The following is a 26,325-nucleotide window of genomic DNA, read 5'->3' on the forward strand; positions in this document are numbered from 1 at the left end:
GATGGGGCTTTTCGTTTCTCTAGTGATTACAAGCTACTGGAACGTAATACCAAGCTTAGCGTCCGCGGCTTGGGGCAGGAGCGGGGGTAGCACTTCGGGCGGGGCCGATGATAGCCCCATTGCTGCTAGCCGGAGCCGGGTTCTGCACCGAGTTCACGAAAATGGCATCAGCCGAGCGATTATAGTTCATGCTGAAGCTGTTGTAGGCACGGCGCGAATCGTAATAGTTGCTATACTGGTCAGTGCTGAGCACCGACTGCAGCTCCTTATCACGCTCCTTGCACACTAAACCGCACTGCTCTTGGATAAGCTTTTCGTTGCCTGCATTCCTTCTGTTAATGGCAACGATTTTGGCCTGCTTTTCCTCGTTGATTACTTGCAGACGGCTTTTCTGATAACCATTGAGGCGCAAATCGCGGGCCATTTGCTCGGAGAGCTGGCGGGCATGCACCTGCACCACGTTGAGGCGGGGCGAAGTCTGGGTTTTATCCTGCGGCATTACAGTTGACTTCTGCTGAGCGTTAGCTCCAAGCGAAGTAACAAGCAAAGCGGCCGCAACAGCAAGTGACTTTTTCATCAGGAAAGGATATTGTGGACGACAGGTCAGATTCAGGTTGAACCAGCAGATTTCCATCAATGAACATCTGCCGGATGTCTTATTCTAACGAAAAACTGTGCCAGGTAGTTTACCACAGGGTATAAAATCCATGAATTCATTGAGTTGGCCCCTGGGGCATTCGTTCTGCAAAAGTACGCTTCCAAACTGCTAGCCCCATGAAAAGCAGCAAGCCTCAGCTGCCCCTTTTAAGGCAGCTGAGGCTTGCGGTAAGCGGTTGTACTGTTGTGGTACCCTAGTAAAAGTCAGGTTACCAAGGCAGAGCCTAGAACTTGTTTTTCCACATCATCGATTCCACCGGTTTAATGGTGCGCTCGTTGTATTTGGCGTTTGGCTTGCGGTTGTAGAAGGTTTGTACATCACCCTGCACTGCAAAGTAAATCAGCTGGCCCACGGGCATCAGGTGGTACACCCGCACGGGCATCGACACGCTGATTTCCAGCGTCCAGGTGTTGCAGAAGCCAATATCGCCTTTGCCGGCGGTGGCATGAATATCAATGCCTAGGCGGCCTACGCTGCTTTTGCCTTCCAGAAACGGCACGTGTGCGTGGCTCTCGGTGTACTCTTCGGTTACGCCCAGATACAGGGTGCCAGGTTGCAGCACAAAGCCTTCTTCTGGTATTTCAAACACGTCAATCTCATTGTGCTTGCGCGCGTCCAGTACCGGGTCGCGGTACGTGGCCAGGTAGCGGCCCAGGTGCACATCGTAGGAGTTGGTGCCCAGGCAGCTGGGGTCGTACGGCTCAATGACAATGTTGCCCCGCTCAATTTCGGCGAGAATCTGCTGGTCGGTAAGTATCATAAGGGCTGTATTATGAATTCAGGATTCATAATGTGGTGTTGGTGTCAGGGCCCTAGGGGTGGCATATGCCGCAACCCAGGGGAGAGTGGCTGGTTAGGTTGCTTCCTCGTCTTCGTAGCGGTCTTCGGGGAGGGCCGTGGTGCGTCGGCGAGCCGGTGGAGAGGCTGCTTTATTGTGCTCCAGGTCTTCGGCGAGCAAATCAATGCGGTTACGCAGGTCGGGCAAAACGCTGGTTACCAGATAAAGCAACAAAAGCAATGAACTGCCCGATAGCAGCAGCGTGAGGTAATCCATCCAATCGTGGCGCGGGGCTACATCCAGGGAGCGGGGCGAGGCATAGCCAGCTGAGGTAGAGGCCTCCACAGCGCTAGCTTCAGGTACCTGCTCTAGGTTGTCGGTAGTGGTGGTAACCGTGGTTTCCGTGATAGTACTGGGGGCATCTACATCGGCGGGCGGTACGGCGGCGCCATCCGCAGCCAGGTCCTCTGGGGCAGGGTCTTCAGAGGCATTAAACTGCGCCGCGCCCTGCTTGATAACGCGTTGCAACCCATGAATCAGGGCTACCCGCTCATCACGCGGCAGCACCCGGATAAAAAACTCAAAGTTGCGGTCGACGAGAATGGTGTTCAACTGCTTTTCGAACTCCACCAAATCGGTGCGGCCCTTGCCGAAGCGTGCTTTGTAGCGGTCAGAAACGCCGTTGTAGTTCAGGAAAAGCTTTTTCAGATCGTCGCGGCCTGGAAAGTTATCGAACTCTTTCCGTGCCTTCACGGACCGAAGTGAAGCCGGAAACTTGCCGCGGGCAAACGACTTGTCGTACACGGTTTCCATGGTCCGGAAGTTCAACTCGTCGACGGTACGGTCGAATAGCCGTTTGTTGGCGGCGGCGGGTGCTTCAGTCTGGGCCAGCAGCGCGGCCGGCCCGGCTAGCCATAGCAGCAGCAAAAGCGGAAGCAACAGGCGAAATCGGGGCATAGGGGCTTTGGAGTATTTCTCCAAAGGTAAGGGGTTGCCGCTGGGCTTACCTATAAAACCCGCTAAAACGTGAGAGGGCCGACGCTGGCGCCGGCCCTCTCACGTTTTACTAGGTCCTAGGTTGCTTACAACCCATGGGCTTCTTTCATCGATTCGCGGCAGGCCGTTAGGTACACATCCACCAGGTCATCAGTAATGGCAGTACTCACGAACAGGGCCTCATACTGCGCCGGTGCCAAGTAGATACCGCGGTGCAGCATAGCCCGGAAGTACCGCCCGAAGGCTTCCGTATTAGAAGTTTTTGCCGATTCGAGGTCGGTTACGGGCTGATCGGTGAAGAACACGCTAAACATGGAGCCCACTTGGTTTACGGTGTAGTTCAGCCCTAGCTCAGCAGCAATCTGGCGGGTACCATCGGCAATGCGGGTAGTGATGCGGTTAAGCTCGGTGTACAGCTCAGGATGCTCCTGCAGGTAAGTAAGCTGGGCAATGCCCGCCGCTGTAGCAATGGGGTTGCCAGACAGGGTACCCGCCTGGTACACTTTACCGGCCGGAGCTACATTATCCATAATATCCTGCCGGCCGCCATACGCCCCAACCGGCATACCGCCGCCAATGATTTTACCCAGTGTAGTCAGGTCGGGTGTGATGCCGTAGAGCTCCTGCGCACCGCCGCGGGCCAAGCGGAAGCCCGTCATCACTTCATCAAAAATCAGGACGATGCCGTGCTGTGTGCACAGCTTCCGCAGGCCCTGCAGGTATCCTTCTTGAGGAGCTACAAGGCCCATGTTGCCCACTACAGGCTCCAGGATAAGCGCTGCTACATGCCCCGCGTTGGCTTTCACGGCCTGCGTTACGGCTGCCAGATCGTTATACGGTACCGTAATCGTGTCCTGCGCAACACCCTGCGTTACACCTGGCGAATCGGGGGCACCTAGGGTGAGGGCACCGGAGCCCGCCGCAATCAGAAACGAGTCGCCGTGGCCGTGGTAGCAGCCTTCAAACTTAATGATTTTGTCGCGGCCGGTGTAGCCGCGGGCCACCCGCACCGCCGACATGGTGGCTTCAGTACCAGAGTTAACCAAGCGTACCTTTTCAATGCTAGGTACCATTTGCTTAATAAGCTCGGCCATTTCCACCTCGCGGCGGGTAGGAGCTCCAAAGGAAAGGGAGCCTAGTACGGCCTGCTGCACCGCTTCCAGAACCAAATCTGGCGCGTGGCCCAGAATCATTGGCCCCCAAGAATTGATGAAATCCAGGTAGCGGTTGCCATCCACGTCCGTCAGCCAGGCACCTTTTGCCGACTGCATAAACACGGGGTGGCCGCCTACGGCGCGGAAAGCGCGCACCGGCGAGTTTACGCCACCCGGAATATGCTGTTTGGCCTGCTCGAAAAGCTCGTTGCTGGTGGTGAGGGTTAGGCTGGGAGAGGTAACTGGGGCAGAATTCATAAAGCACAAAACCACGCCAAGCTCCAGCTTAGCGCAAGGGTAAAGGGGTGGAGTGGGGTACCTGCACGGCACCGAGCCAAGCACGAACCTGGAGTTTCGTGCTGCCTGAATAACCTACCTGACCCCTACTGGGTTCAGAACTTCAACTTCTAACCGCTCTAGTTTGGATAGGGGCACGTACTGGTTGTCGTGAGCACCGGCGGGGTAGCCAATGCCCTGAAATACGGTGCCCGATACCGGGCCGCTATTGGCCAGCTGCTGCTGAAAAGCCGGGCCATATTGGTGTAGCTGGCTCCCGAAAAAGTACAGCAGCTCAAACCCCGAGTACGCAAACACGGAGGGCGGCAAGTTCTGCCGCTCCACATACAGCTGCCGGAAGCGCCGCACGCCTAGGTTAGTTTTATCGATGAACTTGGTGTTGATGAAGTACACGTCGCGGGCATCCAGCTGGCCCAGGCTGATGCGGTTGTTGTCAAGCCAGGAGGCCTGCGTAATAAGCGGCAGGCGGGCATCCTGCAGCTTCAGGGCTGAGAGGGTGTAGGGGCCCGCCTTCTTATGATCCGAGGCCACTACTAGGTGTCCCACGGTCTTCAAGTCAACGCTACCGAAGGCCGCTGCCAGCGACTCATCGGAGTCAGAATCGATGCGGACTAGCTGCACCACGCGGCCACCCAGGGCTTCATAGGCTTGCTTGTAGGCCGCCCCGAACGCCGCTTCGTCTTTGGTGTCTTCGTAAAAAACCACGGCCGTGCGAGGTCCACCCAAGCGTGCAAACGCAAACTGCGCCGCCTGCCGGGCCTGCGTAGCGGTGCTCGGCTCAAACAAATAGTGCCACGGGTTGTCCAGCACTAGGTCCCCGTCCTGCGACAAGGGATTCACGGTAACAATCTGTTTTTGCTGGGCAAAGCGCGCCAGAATTTTGCTGCCCGACTTGTACACGGGCCCGATAATCATGTCCATGCTTGCCAGCTCCGGCAGGGCTAGTACCTGCTTCAGATGGAGCGTGTCGGCGCCGGTATCATAGGCAAACAGCTGCACCGGCCGGCCTTCGCGCTGCAACGAGTCCTGCGCCAGCCGTAACCCGGCGTATAGGTCGGTCACAAACTGGTTTTTGCGGCGGGTTTCCCAGCTGGTATCCGTCAGCTCGAAGGGCAGGAGCACCCCAATATTATAGGAGCTTTTCTTTTGGGCCTGGGGGCGGGGCGTGTAGCGGCTGCGGTCGAGGGCGTACTGGCTGATGAGCTGCTCCAGGGTGCCTTTGTCGGCATCGGTGTACCAGCCGCCGTTGGCCAGTTTATCGGCGTAGGCGCGGCCTAGTGCGGCATCCTGGGGGTAGGCTTTGAGCAGTGTCTGAAAAGTAGCTTTCTCCTTGATGCGCGGCAGGTAGGTAGCCTTCATGTTCTCGCGCTCGGAGGCCAGGCGGCCTTCTGGCAGCTGAGCCAGCACCCGCAAGCCATTCTCAAAGTCGCCTTGCTCAAACGAAATCTGGCCCTGCAGGAAAAAAGCCTCGGGCATGTTGGGCCACTGCGGATACTGGTTGCGCAACAGGTTCAGCATCTGCTCGGCCTCGGCAAACTTTTTGGCTCGGCTGGCCGCCACAGCATAGAGGTACGCCGCCTCAGGGGCCCTAGTAAATTGTGGGTTCGAGGCCAAAGGCTCCAGCTCTTTCATGGCCAGGTCATACCGGGTTTGGTCGAGAAGGAGTTTGCCGTTTTTGTAGCGGATGGTGGGGTCCGCGGAGCCCAGGTTGGCGGGCAGCGGCGGGCCGCTGGGCTTGGCGGAGGCGGGCTTAGCGGGTACCGCAGTAGCCGCCGGTTTAGGGCTGGTAGGCTTTGCCGTAGGGGCAGGGGTAGCAGGCTTGGCTGTGCTGGCCGGAGTGGGCGCTGCTTTTTTAGGAGCGGTAGACGTGGGCGTCTTGGCGGGCGCAGTAGGGGTAGTAGAACGAGGCTGCTGGGCCAGCGCGGGCGCCCCAAGGGCAACGCTGGTACAGCAAACGGCAAGTTGCAGGAGGGAGAGTATCCTCATAAGCCGGAAAACCAATGCAGGTAGGCAATACACAGGAGCCGCAACCTCGCGGCTCATCCGGCAAAGGTACGCAGGAACAACGGGGAAGGTAAAAATCAGCCGCATCCCTGCGAATACTCCTACTATAAGCAGGTGCCGGACTGCCGCAGGCCGGAGTGTGGCAGCATCAGGCGTGGCCGGGATATCGGAAGCTGGATCGTACACCTGAATTGTTGGGCCGAGGCCGGTTTAAACTCAACTACACCCTAGTAACGGATCCTGAAAATTAATCTGAACCTAACCTCGATTTAATACCAATTTAAGACGAAGGCCCTTGATGCGATTTACCTTTGCAGTACTAAAAAGCAGCGCGAACACACGGTTGAGCTTGTGTGCCTGGATTCTTATAATCTGCCTGGTTAGTAAAACTATCATGCTCAATAGTGTTTACTACTTGTCTGAAAGTAAAGCCTCATGAGTGCCACGCTACGTATTGAGTTAAATGATAAGCTGTACCTGCGCGACCCGCAGGACACGGAGCTGGGCCGGCGCATGATTTCGGAGAGCGTGAAGCTGATTGATGAGATTGGCCTGGAACAGTTTACATTCAAGAAACTAGCCCAGCGGATGGAGTCAACGGAAGCCTCACTGTACCGCTACTTCGAAAACAAGCACCGGCTGTTGGTATATTTAGTTTCGTGGTATTGGGCCTGGCTGGGCTTCCAGATTCGGTTTCATACCCACAACGTGCCAGAGCCATCGCAGCGGTTGCGGCTGGTGCTGGGCATCCTGACCCAGGCGCACAACGACGACCCCGCCACTACCGAACTGGATGAATCGGCTCTCTACCGCATCGTCGTGAATGAGGCCTCTAAGTCGTATCTGACCCGCGACGTAGACATCAACAACCAGGCGGGCCTGTTTCGGGAATACAAGCGCTTGGTTTCCGATATTGCCGATATCATCACGCAAATCAACGCCCGGTATCCGTATCCGTACGCGTTGGCCAGCACCCTACTGGAGGCTTCGAGCAAGCAACTGTTCTTCTCTCAGCACCTGCCTTCCCTCACCGATGCCAAAGCGCATCAATCCAGCGAAAATTATATTCGGACTTTTTTAGAAAGTCTGGTTTTTGGAGTGCTGACCTAAGCAACTCCCGGCGCATCTGACCTCGCACTGTCAGCAACCACTACTTTCCCCATGGCTGATTCAACTTCTTCCTCGCTTACTCCCGGCCAGCGCCTGTTTCGCCTGCTGGCAGCCGAACGGCGGGATATTACCTACCTGTATGTGTACGCGGCTCTTACCGGCCTCATTAGCCTGACGTTGCCCTTGGGTGTGCAGTCGGTTATTGGGTTTGTGAGCAGCGGTGAGGTCAGCACTTCGCTGATTGTGCTGATTGGGTTTATTGTAATGGGTACGCTGCTGGTAGGCGGCCTGCAGGTGATGCAGCTGTATCTGGTGGAGTTTATCCAGCAGCGCGTGTTTGTGCGCACCAGCCTTGACTTTGCCGTGCGCCTGCCCCGTATCCGGACCGAGGCGCTGGGCCAGGAGTACCTGCCGGAGCTCATGAACCGCCTGCTGGATACGCCCACCTTACAAAAAGGGCTTTCCACGCTGCTGGTAGAGTTTACGGCTGCGGCCCTACAAATTCTGTTCGGCTTGATCCTGCTGTCCTTTTATCATCCCATCTTCATTGTCTTCGGTTTCATACTGATTGGGTTGCTCGCCCTCATGATTCGCTTTACTGGGCCCAAAGGCCTGTCTACCAGCCTTTCTGAGTCGAAGTATAAGTACCGGGTGGTTGCCTGGCTGGAGGATGTAGCGCGCACCGTGCATACGTTTCGGCACGCACCGCGCCAGCAACTGGCCCTGCACCGCACCGATACGCTGGTAGAAGGCTACCTCGAGGCTCGGCAAAACCACTTTCGGGTGCTGCTTACCCAGTTCTGGGGCTTCGTGGCCTTTAAAACCCTGATTACGGCTTCTCTGCTCATCATTGGGTGCTGGCTGCTGGTGGCCAAGCAAATCAACATCGGTCAGTTTGTGGCCTCTGAAATTATTATCATCATGACGATTTCGGCGGTGGAAAAAGTGCTCCTGAAGCTGGATGTGGTGTACGATGCCCTCACGTCGCTGGACAAAATCGGACACGTGCTCGATCTGCCCGTTCTGTCCCCGAAAAACGGTTCCCAACTGGCATTGCCCCCCTCCGATAAAGGAATTCAGGTGGAAGTGCACCAACTCGGGTACCAGTATCCCTCGGGCACGAAGCAGCCGGTGCAAGGCATTTCCTTGAGCTTGCAGCCCGGTGAGCACCTAGGGCTGGCTGGCTTCGATGGCTCAGGCAAAACCACGCTGCTGCGCATTATGGCCGGGCTGCTGGAAGGTTACACCGGGGTAGTTGCCTACGATGGGCTGGCGCTGCAGGACATATCCAGCGAGACGCTGGGCCGCCACGTTGGCGATAACATTGCCCATCAAAATATATTCGACGGTACGCTGCTTCAGAACCTTACCCTGGACCAGCCCAACATCACTACCGCCGATGTAACCTGGGCCCTGGAGCTGGTGGGGCTGCGCGATGACACGTACGCCCGCTCGCAGGGCCTGAACACACCGCTTAGCATGGGCACCGCACTTTCCGACAGCCTGCGGCAGAAGCTGCTGCTGGCCCGGGCGCTGGTACAGCGCCCCCGGCTGCTGCTGCTGGATAATTTTCTGCCCGGCGTGGAGCCCGCTGAGCGGCTGCGCATACTGGGCCGGCTACTAGCCTCCGATCAGCCCTGGACCGTGGTGCTGGCCTCCAACGACCAGCGGGTGCTGGCCCTGTGTCCGCGCCTGATTGTGCTGCGCAAAGGCCGAATAGTGGCCGACGGTCCGTACGAAACCGTGTCGAGGCAGGCGGAGCTGCAAGAGCTGCTGGCCTAGGATGTACTAGCCCTCTAGGGCTGGTAAACCTCCTGAAAGCGACCCGCTTGGCGAGCTTTCGTAATTTATTTATCTCGCTTGTAATTCCTGATTGCCGTGCCTTTTGCTGAACATCCTCTGGAAGAAACCAACCCACTAACCGGACGCTTCCGTTCGTTCGGGATGGTGCAGACGCCTAGCTCGGGGCGCACCCTGGCCCGCTGGATGACTGGCCTGGGCTTGGTGGTACTGCTGGCCGGGTTTCTGCCCTGGACGCAAAACATCCGCTCCAATGGAAAGCTTACCACCCTGCGCCCCCAAGATCGTCCTCAAACTGTGCCTAGCACCATTGGCGGCCGCATTGAGCGGTGGCGGGTGCGCGAAGGCCAACTGGTAAAGAAAGGCGATACGCTGGTAGATATTGCTGAAATCAAGGAGAAGTACTTCGACCCCCAGTTGCTCCAGCGTACCCGCGAGCAGCTGGCCGCGAAAATTGCCGCCCTCGAGGAAAACCGTGGCAAAACCGTGGCCTTGGGCTCTCAGCAGGATGCCTTGCGCTCGGGCCTGAGCATCAGCTTGGATAAAGCCCGCAATAAAGTAAGCCAGACGCGGTTGAAAGTAAACAGCGACGAAGCCGAGCTGCGTGCCGCCAACAATGACTTTGATATTGCCCGTCAGCAGCTGGAGCGCCAGGAAGCTTTGTATAAGCAAGGCCTGAAAAGCCTGACCGAGCTGGAACAGCGCCGCCTGAAATTTCAGGAAAGCACCGCCAAGCGCCAGTCCGTTGAAAACAAGCTGGGCGCTAGCCGGCAGGAGCTGCTGAACGCGCAGCTGGAGCTTTCCTCGCTGCAGGCTGAGTACCAGGATAAGCTGGCCAAGTCGGAATCCGACCGCCGCTCGGCCGTGGCGTACCAGTTTGATAGCGAAGGGCAGATTGCCAAAATGCGCAATGAACTGGCCAACCTCAGCATCCGCTCGGGGTACTACCACATTGCAGCTCCGCAAGATGGCTACGTAGTGCGGGCCCTCAAAGAAGGCCTGGGTGAGATTGTGAAGGAGGGTGAAGCCATCGTCACGATTATGCCTAACACGCCGGAGCTCTCGGCTGAGCTGTACGTGAAACCCATGGATATTCCGCTGCTGCGGGTGGGGCGCAAGGTCCGGCTGCAGTTTGATGGCTGGCCTGCCCTAGTATTTAGCGGCTGGCCGGGCACCAGCTTCGGCACCTTTGGTGGGCGCGTAGCCGTCATCGACAACATCGACTCGCAGGGCCAGTACCGCATTCTGGTTACCCCTGACCCCGACCTGGAGCCCTGGCCCAAGCCATTGCGTGTAGGTTCCGGCGTATATGGCTGGGCCCTGCTCGATGACGTGCCGATTTGGTACGAGCTATGGCGCCAGCTCAACGGCTTCCCGCCAGACTTCGTGGGAGACCCTACAGCAGCAAAAGACAAGAAAGGCGTAGCAAAAGCCGATAAAAGCGCTAGCGGCGGGGGAGAAGAGGAGGAAGCGAAATGAGCAAACTAGCCATTGTATGCAGTGTCCTGGGGCTGCTCATTAGCGGGCACCTAGCGGCGCAGCCAGGTCGGCCCGTTAGCCCGGCCCGCCCGCCCGTGAATACGGTGCTGGCGGAGCCTAGCGTGCCAGTTGATTCCGGCCAGGTATTCAGCCTCACCGACCTGCTGACCTACGTAACGCTGCGGCACCCCGTAGCGCGCCAGGCAGCCCTGCTTCCCGAGCGCGCCCAACAGGAGGTGCGCTACGCCCGCGGCCTCTTTGATCCTACCGCCACCAGCAAGTACTACGGCAAAACCTTCGGCGGCAAAGAATACTTCCACGACTGGGACTCGCAGTTGCGTATTCCGGTGTGGTATGGGCTGGATGTGAAGGCGGGCTTTGAGCGCGGCGTGGGCAGGTATGTGAACCCCGAAAACCAGACGGCCCCGGCGGGCCTCAGCTACATTGGCCTCTCGGTGCCATTGGCGCAGGGCTTGCTGATTGATGAGCGACGTGCCGCCGTGCGCCAGGCGCAGGCCCTGCAAGGCCTGGCCGAAGCCGAGCGCCGCGGCGCCCTCAACAAGCTGCTGCTGCAAGCCGCCAAAGACTACTGGGACTGGAGCCTGAACTACCAGCGCCTGCAGCTGCTGAGCCGCAACACCACCCTAGCCGACGTGCGCTTCCAGGCCGTGCGCCAGCGCGTAATCTTTGGCGACCTGGCTGCTATCGACTCGGTGGAGGCCCTCACGGAGCTGCAGAACCGGCAAGCCACGCTCAGCCAAGCGCGGGTGCAATTCCGCAACGCCACGCTGCTGCTGAGCAATTACCTCTGGGACGAACAGCAGCAACCCCGCGACCTGCCCGCCTCGGCGCGGCCGCAGGTGCTGCCCGGCCCCACCGATTGGCGCACTCTGCCTCCCGATTCCGTGGCGGCCCTAGCCCTGCTGGCCCAGCAAATCCATCCGGAGCTATTGAAAAACCGCGCGAAAATCAGCCAGCTGGGCATTGAGCGGCGCTTGCTCACCAACAAGCTGCTGCCCAAGCTCAGCCTTGATTATAACCTGCTGCAGGCCGGTCAGCCCTTCAGCCCCGAAAAGCCCGCCAGCCTGAGCGGCAACTACCTCCAGAACAACTACAAACTGGGCGTGAGCTTTGCCTATCCGCTGCTGCTGCGGCAGGAGCGGGCTAAGCTGCAACTTAACCGCCTGAAAGTGCGCGAAGCCGAACTGGACCTGCAACAGGATACGCGAGAAGTGCAAACGACGGTGCGCACCGTAGCCAATGACTGGGAAGCGCTGCGCGAACAGTTGGCCCTGCAGGAAAATGTAGTCCGCAACGCCGAGCGCCTGCGCAACGGCGAGCAAATCCGCTTTGAAAACGGGGAAAGCTCGGTGTTCTTGATCAACTCCCGCGAGGCCAGTCTGGTATCAGCTAGGGTGAAGCTCGCTGAGCTGCAGGCTAAGTACGCGCAAACCCAAGCCACCCTGAACTGGGCTGCGGGCGGCCCCACCCAGTAGCAGAAATAGCTGAGCTAGGCCTGCTCATGCAGTAAACTGGCAACCTTCCGGCGCACAGGCTAGTTGAAATTTACGTACTTGTTCTCATGTCCATGTCCGTAGCTACTTTGTCGATGCCCCAGCTGCGCCAGCGCCTGAACCTGCTGCTAGTACTAGGTGCCTCCTTGCTCTTAAGTGTGCTGCTGATTACGTTTCGGGTGTTCCTGACGCAGAAGGTGTCCTTCATCTTTCTGCTCTGGAACTTGTTTCTGGCCCTAATTCCGTTTGGGTTGAGTACCATGCTGGGCCTAGCAGCCGGCCGGCTAAAAGCCCGGATTCTGGTGCCCGTGAGCCTCGGGTGGCTGTTGTTTTTTCCCAACGCGCCCTACATCCTCACCGATTTATTTCACCTGGAGCCCCGGGCCGGCGTGCCGTATTGGTATGATCTGGCCTTGATCTTGAGCTGCGCCTGGAACGGCCTGATGCTGGCGTACGCCTCCCTGTCGGATATGCAGCTGCTGGTGACGCGGCGCCTGGGCTGGTGGGCGGGCTGGTCGTTTGCTACGGTAGCCTTGCTGCTGAGTAGTTTCGGGATTTACCTGGGCCGCTACCTGCGCTTCAACAGCTGGGACGTGATAACCAACCCCATCACCCTGTTTTATGACATCGTGAACCGGCTGCTACATCCGGCCATGCACCGCGGCACCTGGGGCGTAACGCTGCTGTATGGGCTGTTTCTGTTGATTGGCTACGCCACCGTGCGCCTTCTTGGGCAGCAGCACCAGCAGTCCGAGCAAGCGTAGCGGAATCCGTAGCTTCAGCACTGCAGATATTGCCGCGCGCTTGTACCTTAGCCTGCTGATGATGCACCTCCAATCTGATTCGCTGAATACGCCCGGCATGACCTGGGAGCGGCTCCTGAGCCGCCGGCGCTACCCCGAGCAGCCCCAGCTACACGTTGTGACGGATGCGCCGCCGGTGCGTGGCGCTTTCGTACAGGACTACGACCGGGTGGTATTCAGCACGGCGTTCCGGCGGCTGCAGCGCCAAACCCAGGTAATGCCGCTGCCCGAAACCGACTTTGTGCACACCCGCCTCACGCATTCCCTGGAAACGGCGTGCGTAGGTCGCTCCCTAGGTCGGTTGGGCGGCCGAATCCTGTTGGAGGAAACCGAAGGGCTAGCCCAGCGCCTGCCCCACCTCGATAGTGACTTTGGCGATATTGTGGCCGCCGCCTGCCTGGCCCACGACATCGGCAACCCGCCTTTTGGCCATTCGGGCGAGGATGCCATTTCGGCCTACTTCCGTAGCCCCGCCGCCGAGCCCTTCGTGCGGGTGCTGAATGCCGCCCAGCGTGCCGACTTGCAGCAATTCGGGGGCAATGCCGCTGGCTTCCGGCTCCTGACGCATACGTACGCCGCCCATAGTAGCGGCTCGGCGGGCCTGGGCCTGACCTATGCTACCCTCGGCGCATTTGCCAAGTATCCGCGCCCCTCTATTGTAGAAGAAGCTAGCTTGGTACGCGGTACCAGCGAGAAAAAGTACGGCTACTTCCAGACCGAAGCCGCCCGATTTCAGGAAGTAGCCCACGAGCTGGGACTGCTGTCCAAGCCGCCCGGCACCGAGCGCGGCGGCTTTTACCACCGTCACCCACTAGCCTTTCTGGTAGAAGCAGCCGATGACCTTTGTTTCCGCATCATCGACTTTGAGGATGGATTGAAGCTAGGGCTGATTCCGTGCGAAACCGGCTTGGCGCTGCTACGCGACCTGCTGGGCGATGCGCCTGGCCGCCGCGGCTCGGTGCAGTGGCACGACTGGCGCGAGGAGCTCGGCTATCTGCGAGCCCGCCTCATCAACCGCTTGGTGCAGCAAGCCGCTCGCCTGTTCGCCGACCGAGCTGAAGATCTGCTCCGGGGCCGCTCCGATGAGCCGCTGGTGCAGCAACTGGAGGGGTGGGAGCAGCTTCAGCACATGCACCAACTCACGACAAAACACCTGTATCAAAGCCGCCCAGTGCTGGAAACCGAGGCCGCGGGCTTCGAGGTGCTGGCCGGGCTACTCGATGCCTTGCTGCACGCCACCTTCGATCCGCAGGAAAGTCCTCGCTCGCAAAAGATGCTGCAGTTGCTGCCCGAGCAATTTCGAGCTGTCGGACCCCAGGCGCAGATGTCAGCCTACGAGCAAATCGTGCTCCTGACCGATTACCTCGGTGGCCTCACCGACCAGAACGCCAGCCGCCTGTACCGCACCATCAATGGCATCGATCTGCCCCGGAGATATTAGATCCTTACGGCATCGCCTAGCCCCTGTATCAGCTCAAACCTAAGGGTAGGATTACCGCAACAGGCGCATGGTCGTATCAAGAGGTTGCTGGCGTAACAGGCGCTGAAATTCCTGCTGGAGCTTCTGCTGTTGCTGGCGCTGCTCCTGCTTTTGGAACACACGCACTTTGTAACGGGTGCCGGGCGTGCGACTCAGGTTCATGTACATCAGGCCCCGGTTGGGGCGCTGGGTGGCCTCGCCGCTCTGTATGCGCTCAATGCGCGTGCGGTTGTTGCCCAGCAAGGCCTGCATGGGGCTCAGGCCAATGTACAAGTTAGAGCGGCCATCTAACTGATACACGCCACTAATTGTCATGTCGGTGAGGTTGCTGCTAAGGCCCATGCCAGGGATGAGCAGCCGGCCTTCATCCAGCACGAAGCGCGGCCGTACCGGCTCGAAGTACAGGTGGCTGGTGCGCTTTTCGTTTAGTATTTTCAGGGCCTGCATAATAGCCTCTACCTCTATCAGTTCCAGATTCCGCAAATCGGTACTCAGGAAAGCTTTGGTTTGGGCCAGGTGCGGCAGAAAAGTGCGGTCGAGAGAAGTGTGCACGTCGGCTTCGCAGCGCATTTGACCCCGGATGTTCTGCGGCCCTAGTACATCCAGCCCTAGCATTTGGGCCAACGCAAATAGCTCTGGCAACTGAATATCCTGGAGCTGCACCTGCGAGTGTAGGGGGTGACGCTCCGGGCCGGCATCCGTGTGGAGGGTGCCGCGCAAACGCAGCTGGCCGCCGAGCACTTGCACCGCGCATTCTTCCAGATGCGCCCGGCCCGGCGCTAGGCTGCTTTTAAGCTCAAACCCCCGGCCCCGCAGTACCCCATACCGGATCTGGTCGGCTAGCACGTGCACGCGCCCGGTTAGGGTGCCATCCAGAAAAGGGGAGGTGCTGCTGGGCTGCCGGGAGGCTTTGTTGCCAGTGGGTGCGGCAGTGGCCGGAACTGAGCTGAGCGCTGCCAGTAGTTGCAGCAGGTTCTGCACATCCAGCATAGTAAACTTCATGTCCAGATCAGCGTGGGCGCGGGCCAGCTGGGTGCCATCAAGCCGAGCTGTGGCACTAAGCTGGCCTTTGCCGCCGGTATCGGTGGTGAAGGTCAGGTGCGGAATCAGGAAGCTGGGACCATTCTTGTCCATGCGCAGCCGAATATTCTGCAGATAATTGCTGTCGGGCAATTGCAGCCGCCTAATGGTGGCGGTGGCTTGTCCGTTGGCCGAGAGCAGAATCTCCCGTAGTGTAGGATCAGCGGCCGAGGTTCCTGCGGGGCGTTGGGAGGGGCGCGTGAGGCGCTCCAGTAACTGGTGGTAGCGCAGCGTAGGAAAGAAAACGGCCAACCGGGCCATAACGGGCTGCGGGGCCAGGGTATCCGTAAGCCAGCTCACGGCGCCCGTGAGCGTGCCGCCCCACACCTGCCCATGCAGATTACTGATGCGCACGTGCTGGCCATTGTGCCGGACGGTGGCGGCCAGCCGCTCAAGCGTATCGGCGGCTACCACCAGCCGGCCACACTGCACCCGCACGTTGAGCAGCAAGCCGGGAGGCAAAATATTAAGGGCCCGAGCGGCCCTCTGCTGCGCGGTTGTCGGTACTGGGCGCACCACTTTCGGCCGGGTCCGCGGCCGCCCATTGGGGGCAGCCAGCAGCCGGCGCAGCTCCTGCAGATTAAGCTCATCCACCCCAAAAGAGCCGGTAATGCGCGTAGTAGCGCGCTGTCCGCTGAAATACGCCAGCAGATACGAAGCGGTAGCATTGGCCCGAACGTGCATGGAGTTTAGCTGGCCGGTCAGGTTTTCTAGCACCCACATACTGTCGCGCAGCTGCACGCGCACGTTTAGGCTCTTCATGGTGGCTTGCCGACTAGGAATGCTGAATGCTGCATTTTCCAGCCGTACGGTGCCGCGCGCCGCCATCGGGGGCAATAGGGAGTCAGGGTCGAGGGCGCGGCGGGCGGCCCGGTTCGGGATTTCTGGGAAAGCCCCATCCAGTTTAAGATCGAGCGTAGCCTGGCCCGAACTGGCCCGCCACAAATGCGGAACCACGACGGCGGCCAGCGTGGTCAGCTCGGTTCGGCCCCGGATGTGGCCTAGTAAATGGGGGCGCGTGAAATCCTGCATTAACAGGGACGCATCCAACTCGCCGGCTTCTGAGTAAATCCGGCAGTGGTCAAACGTAAGGGAGGTAGTGCGCGGGGCGTGGTCCGGACCGTTATCGAAGGTGCCGCGCGCATCCCAGCGCCGGATGCGGCGGGCCGAGTCGGCCCATTGCACCTGGGCATCGCGCAGGGCAAAGCGCAGAATAGTACGAGGCCGGGTGGTAGGACCTGTTTGCCCCTTTATTGAGTACCAGATTTGGGCGTGGCTCGGGCTTTTGGCGCCTTGCAGAAACCGGTCTAGGCTGGGCGGAAGGGCCACGTGCAGCACTTCCAGCAAGGGCTGACTGCCGCGGAATTGAACATTAAGGTACGTGCCCCGGGGCTCATATGGTGCGGCGCCGCGGTGCGTGCCCGTCACCAACACGGTGTCGCCGTTAAGGGTGGCTTTGGTGCGCCGGAAGGTGCCCTCGCGGCGGCGGAAATCATAGCTGTAGCGCACCAGCGCCACAATTGGCTCCTGCTCAAACAGATTTCCGCGGCCGCTACGCAGGTATTCTAACTGCCCCTGCAGCTGCCCCGTTACGTGCGCAACGCCCTTCTGTACCCGGCCAGTAAGCCGGCCTTGGCGCACATACGCTGAAAACCCGCTTTTATGCAGCTCGTTGCGGTCCAGTACCCGCACATTCAGCAGAATAAGCGAGTCAAGCAGGAGGTTGGGCGGGGCGGAAGGGGTAGTGCGCCGTGGCCCGCGGCCCCGTAGGCCCCAGTCGTGGCCCAGAGAATCAGTGAGCTGCCGAAACTCCACGTCGCGTAACGTCAGATGTTTTACCTGAAATTCGCCCCGCCAGATCTGCCGCAGTTCCAGCCGCATGTCGGCCCTCCCAATCCGTAGTACCTCTACGGCCCGCTGATACGAGGTGTCCGTCAGGCTGATATGGCGGGCTGAGGCCGTAAGGTGAGGAAAGTCGCGCAGCAGCGAAATGTCCAGCTCAAATGGTGCCAGTACCAGCTCCGACTGCTGCAACACGCGCTGCCGAATCAGGAGCTCTAGTCGGCGCTTTCCCCACTGGCTGCCCAGAAACCACGCTGCCCCCAGCACTACCAGCAACAGCCCCAGGGCGGCAACGCCGAGCAGCTGACGGATAGAGGGTCGGTTCATAGAAGGCAAGCAGAGCAGTAGAGGGAAGGGATGCGTGCTTTTACGTATAAAATGAGTAAGCGTCTGTGCGCTCTGTTCACCCCGAAGTAAGGCGCAAATTCCCTTTGCCGCAAACTACAGCGGAGTTCAACGGCTTCTACGACCTAGGCGGTATTGATTATAAATCAAAAAAATCGTCAGGCGGAGGCGGGGCAGAAGCATCTTACTGGGCAGAATGCTGAAGAAGTAGGCTTGACCATGCACGTACCCTAGTAGAACCTCTTCACCGGATTGGAACAGCTAGCATGTAGCTGCAGGCAGGTAGTTACATAAACCAACGTCCCACCACAGTGAGTTGCTATGGTGGGACGTTGGTTATTTCGAAGGGTTGAGGTGCCAGTGCTACCTAGTAATCGGTGCGGCTTTCGTGTTGCTCCCAGGCCTGAAAGCCGGCCTTGGCTTCGTCGCGCAGCAGTTCTACCATTGGGATATGGCGGCCGGCCAGCGGTTTTTCCAGTTCTTCATAAATAAACTGGTCGTCGAAGCCAATGGCGGCAGCATCCTGCTTGGTATTGCCATAAAAAACCCGGCGGGGGCGGGCCCAGTAGATAGCACCCAGGCACATAGGGCAGGGCTCACAGCTGGTATACAAGTCGCAATCATCCAGTTGAAACGTGTTGAGCTCGGCGCACGCCTTCCGAATGGCATCTACCTCGGCGTGGCAGGTGGGGTCGTTGGTGCTGGTTACTTGGTTGAAGCCGCGCGCAATGATGTGGCCATCTTTCACAATTACGGCACCGAATGGCCCACCATAGCCCGCCTGCATTTTCTCAATAGACAGGCGGATAGCTTCACGCATAAACTCAGGATTAGGTGCTTCCATAAACGGGGGTAGGCTGAAACGCGGAAAAAATACCGGCCACAGAAATGGCCAAAAAACTGCGCAAAATACGGCTTTAGGCGCTAGCAGTCTACCTGCACGCTTGGTACGCGGCCGGCACTTACTCTAAGCGCCGCTACTGCCGCCAACCTTTCTAAAATATTTATGACCTCGTGCAACCTTTCATCACCCAATTAGACTCTATATTGTGTAGACACTATAGAGCCTATTCTTCGCTAGGCATATTCCAACTTGGAAAGGAGAAATCTGGCCCGATAGTTGATTTGTGAAAAGCGAAAGAATAGTTTTTTAGGTGTTTTGGTTGTGGAAAAGGGGACTGCCGTTGGCAGTCCTTTTTTTGCTTGTAGCGAGTGGGTTAGCTTGGTATGCGAGCTGCCGGGCTTAGCTGAGGTTACACAACCACATGCAACTCGTAGATATCCGTTGCAGTGCCTTGCTCTGAGGCGCTAGCCTTGCGGAAGGCTCCAACCCGGCTGGGGCCGTAGCCAAGGTTTACTTTTATCCACTCGTCGCGGACCGGCAGCATCTCAATTATTTCAGCGCGCAGCCGTGCCAGGTCCGTGCGCAGGTCGTCTAAGGTGCTGCTCACTTCCTCCAGTTCCTGGGGGTAGCTGCCGCTGGCAGAGCGTTGCTCGAATTCAGGGGTAGCGGTTGGCGGCTGGTGCGTGAGGTTGGTTGCTTCAATTTCGGCCGTTTGCAGCTCCTTTTCAGCGCGCAGATAGGCCTGTAGTTTATCTTCCAAGGGCAGAAGAGCGGGGTCAAGATAGTTGAGGTTGCTGGCCATAAGGCAGGGGAGAAGGTGAGGGATATGGTGGAGTTCAGAACGCAGAAATATCCCGAAAGGATACGAGAACGCCGTTATCGGTTGATGAGGTAATCAGGCCTAGTCGAGTAAGGCAATGGGTTTGGGCCGGTTGCGCTGGCACTTCTCGCCGCAGTACTTTACCTCGTCCCAGGTGTTGCGCCACTTTTTGCGGTACTCAAATGGTCGTCCGCAGGTAAGGCACGTTTTGGTAGGTAAGTTGCCTTTTACTAAGCGCTTCGATGAAATAGGAGTTGACATGAGACGAGCAGAAAATCAAGGATATAACGCGGAGAGCCACCGGAAGTTAACCACGCGCGGCACCTGACCCCGGCCCGCGCCGTATCTTTGGGGCTATGTCGCACTCTGCTTCTTCTGCCCCCGATACGTTGGGCCAAGCCCTACTGGCCTATCAGCACGGCCACCTCAGTGCCACGCTGGCCGTGCACAGCTCCGTTTCTGACGAGGAGGTACTGCCCGCCGCCTATTTCTTCCGCTCGCTTTGGGAAATGCCGGAGATGGAGCGCACCGCCCTGGAAGAGTGCCGCGGCCGCGTGCTCGATTTGGGTGCTGGCGCCGGCTGCCATGCCCTGGAGCTCCAGCAGCGCGGGTTTTCCGTGAAAGCCGTTGATATTTCGCCGGGCGCCGTGGAAGTAATGCAGCAGCGCGGCGTGCGCGAGGTAGCCCGCCATGATATTTTCGATGCGGCCCTCACCCACGGCGACAAGTTCGACACCATCCTGATGCTGATGAACGGCATTGGCCTGACCGGCACGCTAAGCGGGCTGGAGCGCTTTCTGGAGCACGCCAAAACACTGCTTGCGCCCAACGGCCAGATTCTGGCTACTTCCTCCGACATCAGCTACCTCTACGAGGACGAGGAAGGCGCCCTGGTGTTCGACCTCAACGGTCCGTACTATGGCGAGGTGGAGTACACCATGAACTACGCAAACGAAACCGGCGCCGCCTTCCACTGGATTTTCACTGACCCCACCTTGCTGCAGGATTATGCCGAAGCCGCTGGCTACGAGGTTGAATTTCTGGAGGAAGACGACCAGCAACAATACCTGGTACGCCTCACGTTGCGCTAGTTTGCGGCCCTAACGCACCTAGTACGCTAGCTTCGGGCTAGCCCCTTTCTTGCCTGAAACCCTTCTGCTTCTATAATGTCATCTGCTTTCGAAAGAACCTACACCGTACGGTGGGCTGATATGGACCCCAACGGCCACATGCGCCACTCCGCCTACGCCGATTACGCCGCCCAGCATCGCATTGAATACTTGGCTCAGCACGGCTACACATTGCAGCGCTTCGCCCAGTTGGCCATTGGCCCGATTCTGTTCCGGGAGGATACGCGCTATTTAAAGGAACTGCACATCAATGAAGCGTTGCGCGTGACCGGAGAGCTCACGGGCCTGAGCGAAGATGGCTCGCGCTGGAACATCATCCACATACTCTACAAGCCCGATGGCCGACCCGCTGCCACGGTAGCCGTGGAAGGCGCTTGGTTGGATCTGCGCGCCCGCAAGCTGCTGGTGCCACCCACCGAAATCACGGCCCTCATGCAAGGCCTTCCCCGTCACCAATCCTACGCCGATATCATTCGGAATCAAGGCGCCTAGCGTTAGCCTGCCTGATAGCAAAAAAGCCCACCTGGCGGTATGCTCAGGTGGGCTTTTTCATTATTTGATGGCTTTGGCAATTCGCTCCACCTGCTTCTGGTGGTGTAGCACGTGGTCCAGCATGAAGTCGAGGGTTTGATGAATGGTGAGCATGCCGGAGCGCGGGTGCTTGAAAATGGCCCTATTCAATAGCGGCCCGGGAAACTCGTTCAGCAGGCGCTCCAGCCGCCGCCGCACCGCTTCCCATTCAGCGCGCAGTTCTGGTAGCGGCGGCACCTGCTCAGGTGTGAGTTTTGCTAGGTAGGCCGGCGCCTTAAACCGGGTGAAAGGCAACCGCAGCATCAGGCGCAGCAGCCGTGATTTCAGGAACGCGCCGAACCCCGATTTTGCTAGCCCTTCCGCCTGCAGCAACTTCTTTTCCAGGTACTGCCCAATGCCGGTTTCAGCAACCACCAAATGCTGCACTACCTGTACCGCCGACCACTGGCCTGGCCCCGGCGACTGCGAGGCCTTGCTGTCCAGCGCTTCAACAGATTGCAGCAGGTGGTTGGTGGCACTTTCAAGTTGCTCGAAACGCAGGTGTAAGCGGTGATTCATGCAGGAGAGAAGAAGGGTAGGTTGGGGCAAAAGGTACGTAAAATATACCGTCGCCAGGTTAGTGGCTGCGCAGGGCCTAGCTACCTAAACCATGCCAACCCGACCAAAGCCCCAGCAACAGCAGAGAAACAAAAAGCCCCACCTCAGCTGAGCTGAGGTGGGGCTTTTTGTTTCTCTGCCGAAGCAGTACTTATTTGTTTACGTACAGCACTTCCTTCACGGCCTTCACGGTGCGCTCTACGTTCGGTAGGGCGGCATCAATTAGGGTAGGAGCGTAGGGCAGCGGCACGTCCATGTTCGTGATGCGCAGCACGGGAGCATCGAGGTAGTCGAAGGCGCGGCGCTGCACCATGTACGACAGCTCGGAGCTGATGCTGGCCAGCGGCCATGCTTCCTCTACCACCACCATACGGTTGGTTTTCTTTACTGATTCTACTAGGGTGTCGTAGTCGATAGGCCGTACGGAACGCAAGTCGATTACCTCGGCACTGATACCTTCTTTGGCTAGCTCATCGGCGGCGGCCAGGGCTACCTTCATCATTTTGCCGAAGCTCACGATGGTAACGTTTTCGCCGGGGCGCACTACGTTGGCTTTGCCAATCGGAATCAGATACTCTTCTTCGGGCACCTCGCCTTTGTCGCCGTACATCAGCTCCGACTCCATGAAGATAACCGGGTCAGCGTCGCGGATGGCGCTCTTCAGTAGGCCTTTGGCATCATAGGGGGTAGAAGGGACCACCACTTTCAGGCCGGGCGTGTTAGCGTACCAGTTCTCAAAGTTTTGGGAGTGCTGCGAGGAAAGCATACCGGCGTTGCCGGTTGGACCACGGAACACAATGGGGCAGGTGTACTGTCCGCCCGACATCGACATGATTTTGGCGGCCGAGTTAATCACCTGGTCAATGGCCACCAACGAGAAGTTGAAGGTCATGAACTCGATGATGGGCTTGAGGCCGTTGATGGCCGCTCCCACGCCGATACCGGCGAAGCCCAGTTCAGCAATGGGCGTGTCAATCACGCGCTCCGGGCCGAATTCGTCGAGCATGCCCTGGCTTACTTTGTAGGCGCCGTTGTATTCGGCAACTTCTTCGCCCATCAGAAATACGCTCGCGTCGCGACGCATTTCCTCAGACATGGCTTCACGCAGGGCTTCCCGGAATTGGATGGTCCGCATAATCGGTAGGAAAGTCAAAAAAGACGGTTCAGAAACAAAAAGCCGGCACGAGTCCGGCCCGTAAAGCTACGACGAGTAGCCGGGAAGGACAAACGGTGAAATTGTGAAGTGGTGAGTTTGTGGGTTTGATGTTTTGCAGGCACAGAGTATAAACGTAGTGCTACCATAACATCAAACTCGCAATTTCACTACTTCACCATTGCACCTCTTACCGCAGCGCTTCCAAGAAAGCTTTACCCTTGGCAAAATCCCGGTACTCCAAGTCCTCAACGGCGCGATTGGCGTAGGTGCGGTCTAGCTGCACGGCGCGGCGCAGGTGCATAGCCATAGCCGATTCGTTTTGCTGGCGGGCGGCTACCACAGCAAGGCAGTAATACAGCAGCGGGTCTTGGGGGCGCAGGGCAATGGCTTCGGCGTAGATGTTGGCGGCGCCCTGATAATTGCCCTTCAGCACATAAATGAGGGCCCGGTTCATGATGTTTTGATAGGTTTTTCCGCTGTAGCTGAGGCTTTGCAGAGCATCATCAAGCTGGCCCACTTCGATTTCCAGAGCGGCTTTATCAGAGAATACTTTGCTCAGCACGGGCCGCGGGCCGCCCAGCTTAATGGCATAGTCGTAGTTCTGAAGGGCTTCCAGTTTGTCGCCAGCGCGGTGGTAAGCGCTACCGGTGCGGTAGAACAGCTCAGCGGTTGGGTTGCGGTGGGCAGCTAGCGTGAAGTTGACAGCGGCCCGGCGCTGGTAGGCACGTTGCACTTTGGGGTTCACTTCTTTCTCCGAACGCTGCAACAGCACTACCGCCAGATTGTGGTAGGCCTGCCACAGGCCCGTGGTAGCCACCGAGGTTTCATAAATGCGCTGCTTTTCGGCTAGCAACGGCGTGAGGCTGGCGGAGTAGCGCAGCTCCTCGGGCGTCAGGGCATCGGCTTCGGTCTGCTTTTCTACAATCTTTTTCGAGAGCAGGTAGATTTCTGAGTCGTAGCGTTTGGGAGCGGTGTAGCGCACAGCCACGGTGCCAAAGCGCATCACCGGATAGATGTATTGCTCGATGTAATCATAGAAACTCAGGTTCTGCAGGCTTTTCTCCTTCGTGGCGTAGGAGCCAGCGGTATCGTTGATGAGCAGAACTACTGAGTCAATCTGGGCCGGTTTCAGGGCCGACTGCTGCACCTTATTCAGGAACATGTCCCAGCGGCGGTGATACGCTTCCGTTTCAAAATCAATCTGGCTGACTTTGTTGAGGTAGGAATCCGTATCAACGCGCTTTTTGTAGTAGTTGAGCAAGGCGCGCACCCGCTTATCGGAAAGGCGCGGATCAACCCGATCCAGTGAGTCGGGGGAGTGGCCAGCCGCAATCATTACCTTCTCGGTGTGCTGGTTGGCCTCAATGAAATCTTCTAGCGCTGCTACGTTGGTGCCCAGGTAGTTGCGGATTTCGGCTTTGCCGGCATCAAAGAAAAACGGCATCACGCGGGTGCCGCTCATGTTGTTATCGGCAGTTTCCGGGATGAGCGTGATGGCCGTATCCTGGCGCACTACCAGCCGGCTGGTGGTTACAATGCCGCGGGCCAGCTTAATTTCCTTGCCTTTCACGCGCTTGCCGTTGGGCTTGGTTTCGCGGGCGTCGGGCAGGGCAATCAGCTCGCCGGGGCTTTTCTGCTGGGAGTACGCAAACGAAAACTGCTTCCGGATGATGAGCTGATTCTTTTTCTCTTCGTCGTATACATACTCGCCCGAGATGAACGTCAGGCGTCCCACCGTGTCTTCGCGCAGGCCATTATTGTAGCGGTAGCTCAGGCCCAGGTTGTAGGCGGCGCCTTTGCGCAAGTGGCTGGCGGGCACTTTGGCCGTTACCTCAAATAGCACGTTTTCGCCGTTGCTTTCCAACACCGTGGGCTGCACCGTGAGCTCCTGCCCGGTCTGCGCATTTTTCAGTACTTTAGACAGGGGCGAGCAGGCTGGCAGAAAACCAGCAGCCAGCAATATAGCCACTCGCGGCAACGGACGCAACAACGACATTCTCATAGGCTAGGAGCAGGGGTGGCGCGAAATTCAGACATCAAACGAAAAAAGGTAGCTGATAGACGTATCTTGCAGAAGGCTTCTCGCGTAAGTGCTTGACACAGGCCAAGAATCATTGTATTTTACTCTGGGTTAGCCGCCGTTGGCGACCGGAAAAGCAGAAGGTATGAAACGACTAACCGACTTTATCGAAAAGCAAAGCTTTGGGGTGTGCAACTCCATCGGCAATCGGGTGGGCTTCTCAACCAGCAGCGTCCGTTTGTCTTTTGTGTATGCATCATTTTTCACCTTTGGCTCGCCCATAGTGCTGTATTTCGCGCTGGCATTCTGGATGAATGTGCGCCGGGCCATGCGCCGGCAGCGCAGCACGGTTTGGGACTTGTAGAGGCCTAGTACTTTCCTGATTTACGCAGCTTTTCTGAAAAGCCCGCTCAGCCGAAACGCCGATGCGGGCTTTTTTACTGCTTGGTTGGGTTAAATCACTAGGCCTTTTCCTCACGTAAGCCGACGCGGCTGCAGTTCAGAAAACCGGTGCCGCTCTTGCCCGAAATACGCCCACACCAAACTGCCCTGATACAAGCCCTTGCGCTCGGCATGGCGCAGGCGGGGCGGAAACTTCCGGCGCTGGGCGCGCCAGTAACCCAGTTGCTTCACAAAATCCCAGTGCGCCCGAAAAATAGCTTGGCAGTCGGCGGTGGCACCTTGCATAAGCAGGCGCAGGGCCGCCACCCAGTCTAGGGCAACCCGCGAAATCATGACGCCCGCAAGCTCAGCCGAATGGGTGTTTTTGAACACCAGCGCTAGGCCGTTGCGGAAGTTAAGGTAGGTTTTGTGCGGATTCGATTTGTGCAAAGTGCCGCCGCCCACGTGGAAAACAGTACTACTGCCGTGGTACCAAACTTCGTAGCCGGCATTCTGGAAGCGCCAGCACAAGTCGATTTCTTCCATGTGCGCAAAAAACCGGGCCTCTAGGCCGCCCAACTGGTGCCAGGCCGAAGCCCGGACCAGCATGCAGGCGCCCGTCGCCCAAGCTACTTGGCGGGCGTCATCGTACTGGCCGGTGTCGGGCTCTAGGGTCTCGAAGAGTCGGCCGCGGCAGAAAGGGTAGCCCAGTTGATCGAGGTAGCCGCCGCCGGCGCCCGCATACTCAAACTGCTGCCGCTGCTCTGTTACCTCACTGTACTGCCTGATTTTAGGCTGACAGGCAGCCGCCGCCGGCCGGCTTTCCAGTAGCTCGCGCTGCGGCCGCAGCCAGCCCGACGTTACTTCTACATCTGAATTGAGCAGCACATAGTACCGGAATTCCGGGCCCACCTGTTGCAGCGCCTGGTTGTAGCCTTCGCAAAAGCCCAGGTTACCACTGTTCTGGATGACCTGTACCTGCGGAAATTCCCGCGCCAGCAGCGCCACCGAATCATCGGTTGAGGCGTTATCGGCTACGAACACCGCGGCCCCCTCAGAATGAGCCAGCACACTCGGCAGAAACTTTTGCAGAAAGCTCCGGCCATTCCAATTCAGGATTACAACCGCCACATCGGAGCAGGAGCCGCCAACTTCGCTAGGGTTACTAGAGGCCAAAACCGCCAAGATCGAGGCCCGGAATGTTGGGGATGAGGCCGGCCGTTTTGTTTTTCATTTCCTCTTTGGCTTTCTCGCCAGCTTCGTCCATTACCTTGTTTACCGCTGCCACCACCAAGTCAGCCAGCATATCGCGGTCCTGGGGTTGGAGCAGGCTCTCATCGATTTCCAGCTTAAGCAAGCGGCGCTGCCCATTGGCTGTAGCGCGCACCAAGCCGCCGCCCGACTCGGCCGTAGCGGTAATGTATTGCAGTTGATCCTGGGCTTGCTTCACTTTATCCTGAAGCTCTTTCATCTTGCCCATCATGCCCATCATATCAAACATAGGAG

23 protein-coding genes are annotated in these 26,325 nt (G+C 58.2%); 9 read left to right on the top strand and 14 right to left on the bottom strand.

Translation table 11 applies throughout. The features are described 5' to 3' along the window. Positions 1 to 55: 55 nt before the first annotated feature. From ACYVGU_RS04645 to ACYVGU_RS04665, 5 genes are all read right to left on the bottom strand, one after another. Positions 56 to 577, bottom strand: a complete 522-nt coding sequence (locus tag ACYVGU_RS04645; RefSeq protein WP_460612229.1) for a hypothetical protein — start codon at positions 575 to 577, stop codon at positions 56 to 58. 304 nt (positions 578 to 881) lie between these two features. Beyond that, complete coding sequence (gene dcd / locus ACYVGU_RS04650; protein WP_460612228.1) at positions 882 to 1,418, bottom strand: dCTP deaminase; 537 nt, start codon at positions 1,416 to 1,418, stop codon at positions 882 to 884. A 93-nt stretch (positions 1,419 to 1,511) separates the two neighbouring features. Further along, positions 1,512 to 2,393: a hypothetical protein gene (locus tag ACYVGU_RS04655; protein WP_460621106.1), complete on the bottom strand. Its 882-nt coding sequence runs from the start codon at positions 2,391 to 2,393 to the stop codon at positions 1,512 to 1,514. A 125-nt stretch (positions 2,394 to 2,518) separates the two neighbouring features. Continuing rightward, positions 2,519 to 3,844, bottom strand: coding sequence for a glutamate-1-semialdehyde 2,1-aminomutase (gene hemL / locus ACYVGU_RS04660; RefSeq protein ID WP_460621107.1), 1,326 nt, complete (start codon positions 3,842 to 3,844; stop codon positions 2,519 to 2,521). Between the two features lie 114 nt (positions 3,845 to 3,958). Further along, positions 3,959 to 5,869, bottom strand: coding sequence for an ABC transporter substrate-binding protein (locus tag ACYVGU_RS04665; RefSeq protein ID WP_460621108.1), 1,911 nt, complete (start codon positions 5,867 to 5,869; stop codon positions 3,959 to 3,961). 453 nt (positions 5,870 to 6,322) lie between these two features. Between ACYVGU_RS04665 and ACYVGU_RS04670 the strand changes: the two genes are divergently transcribed. The 6 genes from ACYVGU_RS04670 (at position 6,323) to dgt (ending at position 14,034) form a co-directional block, all read left to right on the top strand. Further along, a complete protein-coding gene (locus tag ACYVGU_RS04670; protein ID WP_460621109.1) occupies positions 6,323 to 6,997 on the top strand; it encodes a TetR/AcrR family transcriptional regulator in 675 nt (224 codons plus the stop codon). Positions 6,998 to 7,048: 51 nt separating this feature from the next. Next, positions 7,049 to 8,779, top strand: a complete 1,731-nt coding sequence (locus ACYVGU_RS04675) for a peptidase domain-containing ABC transporter (RefSeq protein WP_460621110.1) — start codon at positions 7,049 to 7,051, stop codon at positions 8,777 to 8,779. 96 nt (positions 8,780 to 8,875) lie between these two features. Further along, on the top strand, positions 8,876 to 10,276 hold the full coding sequence (locus ACYVGU_RS04680) for an HlyD family secretion protein (RefSeq protein ID WP_460621111.1): 1,401 nt from the start codon (positions 8,876 to 8,878) through the stop codon (positions 10,274 to 10,276). After that, complete coding sequence (locus ACYVGU_RS04685; protein ID WP_460621112.1) at positions 10,273 to 11,772, top strand: TolC family protein; 1,500 nt, start codon at positions 10,273 to 10,275, stop codon at positions 11,770 to 11,772. The genes ACYVGU_RS04680 and ACYVGU_RS04685 overlap by 4 nt, the downstream gene beginning before the upstream one ends. 86 nt (positions 11,773 to 11,858) lie before the next feature. Then, the gene (locus ACYVGU_RS04690; RefSeq protein WP_460621113.1) at positions 11,859 to 12,554 is read left to right on the top strand and encodes a DUF1361 domain-containing protein; all 696 of its coding nucleotides are present in this window, start codon (positions 11,859 to 11,861) and stop codon (positions 12,552 to 12,554) included. A gap of 58 nt (positions 12,555 to 12,612) precedes the next feature. Beyond that, entirely contained in the window at positions 12,613 to 14,034 is a 1,422-nt protein-coding gene (dgt, locus tag ACYVGU_RS04695) for a dGTP triphosphohydrolase (protein WP_460621114.1), read from the top strand. A gap of 51 nt (positions 14,035 to 14,085) precedes the next feature. Here dgt and ACYVGU_RS04700 read toward each other — a convergent pair whose 3' ends face one another. The 4 genes from ACYVGU_RS04700 to ACYVGU_RS04715 form a co-directional block, all read right to left on the bottom strand. Then, a complete protein-coding gene (locus tag ACYVGU_RS04700) occupies positions 14,086 to 17,322 on the bottom strand; it encodes a hypothetical protein (protein ID WP_460621115.1) in 3,237 nt (1,078 codons plus the stop codon). A gap of 385 nt (positions 17,323 to 17,707) precedes the next feature. Further along, entirely contained in the window at positions 17,708 to 18,184 is a 477-nt protein-coding gene (locus tag ACYVGU_RS04705) for a nucleoside deaminase (protein ID WP_460621116.1), read from the bottom strand. Positions 18,185 to 18,593: 409 nt separating this feature from the next. Continuing rightward, positions 18,594 to 18,986 (bottom strand): hypothetical protein, encoded by a 393-nt coding sequence (locus ACYVGU_RS04710; RefSeq protein WP_460621117.1) that lies wholly within the window; start codon positions 18,984 to 18,986, stop codon positions 18,594 to 18,596. 99 nt (positions 18,987 to 19,085) lie between these two features. After that, positions 19,086 to 19,265, bottom strand: coding sequence for a DUF2256 domain-containing protein (locus ACYVGU_RS04715; RefSeq protein ID WP_460621118.1), 180 nt, complete (start codon positions 19,263 to 19,265; stop codon positions 19,086 to 19,088). A gap of 95 nt (positions 19,266 to 19,360) precedes the next feature. On the opposite strand from ACYVGU_RS04715, the gene ACYVGU_RS04720 reads away from it, so the two are divergent. Both ACYVGU_RS04720 and ACYVGU_RS04725 read left to right on the top strand, forming a co-directional pair. Beyond that, positions 19,361 to 20,095: a class I SAM-dependent methyltransferase gene (locus tag ACYVGU_RS04720; RefSeq protein ID WP_460621119.1), complete on the top strand. Its 735-nt coding sequence runs from the start codon at positions 19,361 to 19,363 to the stop codon at positions 20,093 to 20,095. 75 nt (positions 20,096 to 20,170) lie between these two features. Further along, on the top strand, positions 20,171 to 20,626 hold the full coding sequence (locus ACYVGU_RS04725; RefSeq protein WP_460621120.1) for an acyl-CoA thioesterase: 456 nt from the start codon (positions 20,171 to 20,173) through the stop codon (positions 20,624 to 20,626). 60 nt (positions 20,627 to 20,686) lie between these two features. Here ACYVGU_RS04725 and ACYVGU_RS04730 read toward each other — a convergent pair whose 3' ends face one another. The 3 genes from ACYVGU_RS04730 to ACYVGU_RS04740 form a co-directional block, all read right to left on the bottom strand. Next, positions 20,687 to 21,223: a DinB family protein gene (locus ACYVGU_RS04730; protein WP_460621121.1), complete on the bottom strand. Its 537-nt coding sequence runs from the start codon at positions 21,221 to 21,223 to the stop codon at positions 20,687 to 20,689. Between the two features lie 190 nt (positions 21,224 to 21,413). Beyond that, entirely contained in the window at positions 21,414 to 22,397 is a 984-nt protein-coding gene (locus ACYVGU_RS04735) for a pyruvate dehydrogenase complex E1 component subunit beta (RefSeq protein WP_460612211.1), read from the bottom strand. 208 nt (positions 22,398 to 22,605) lie between these two features. Then, positions 22,606 to 24,414, bottom strand: a complete 1,809-nt coding sequence (locus ACYVGU_RS04740) for a tetratricopeptide repeat protein (RefSeq protein WP_460621122.1) — start codon at positions 24,412 to 24,414, stop codon at positions 22,606 to 22,608. A gap of 169 nt (positions 24,415 to 24,583) precedes the next feature. Between ACYVGU_RS04740 and ACYVGU_RS04745 the strand changes: the two genes are divergently transcribed. After that, a complete protein-coding gene (locus ACYVGU_RS04745) occupies positions 24,584 to 24,802 on the top strand; it encodes a PspC domain-containing protein (protein WP_460612209.1) in 219 nt (72 codons plus the stop codon). Positions 24,803 to 24,912: 110 nt separating this feature from the next. Here ACYVGU_RS04745 and ACYVGU_RS04750 read toward each other — a convergent pair whose 3' ends face one another. Continuing rightward, positions 24,913 to 25,950, bottom strand: a complete 1,038-nt coding sequence (locus ACYVGU_RS04750; protein WP_460621994.1) for a glycosyltransferase family 2 protein — start codon at positions 25,948 to 25,950, stop codon at positions 24,913 to 24,915. Positions 25,951 to 25,984: 34 nt separating this feature from the next. After that, complete coding sequence (locus tag ACYVGU_RS04755; RefSeq protein ID WP_460612207.1) at positions 25,985 to 26,320, bottom strand: YbaB/EbfC family nucleoid-associated protein; 336 nt, start codon at positions 26,318 to 26,320, stop codon at positions 25,985 to 25,987. Positions 26,321 to 26,325 lie beyond the last annotated feature (5 nt).

It is taken from the genome of Hymenobacter tenuis (assembly GCF_054780495.1).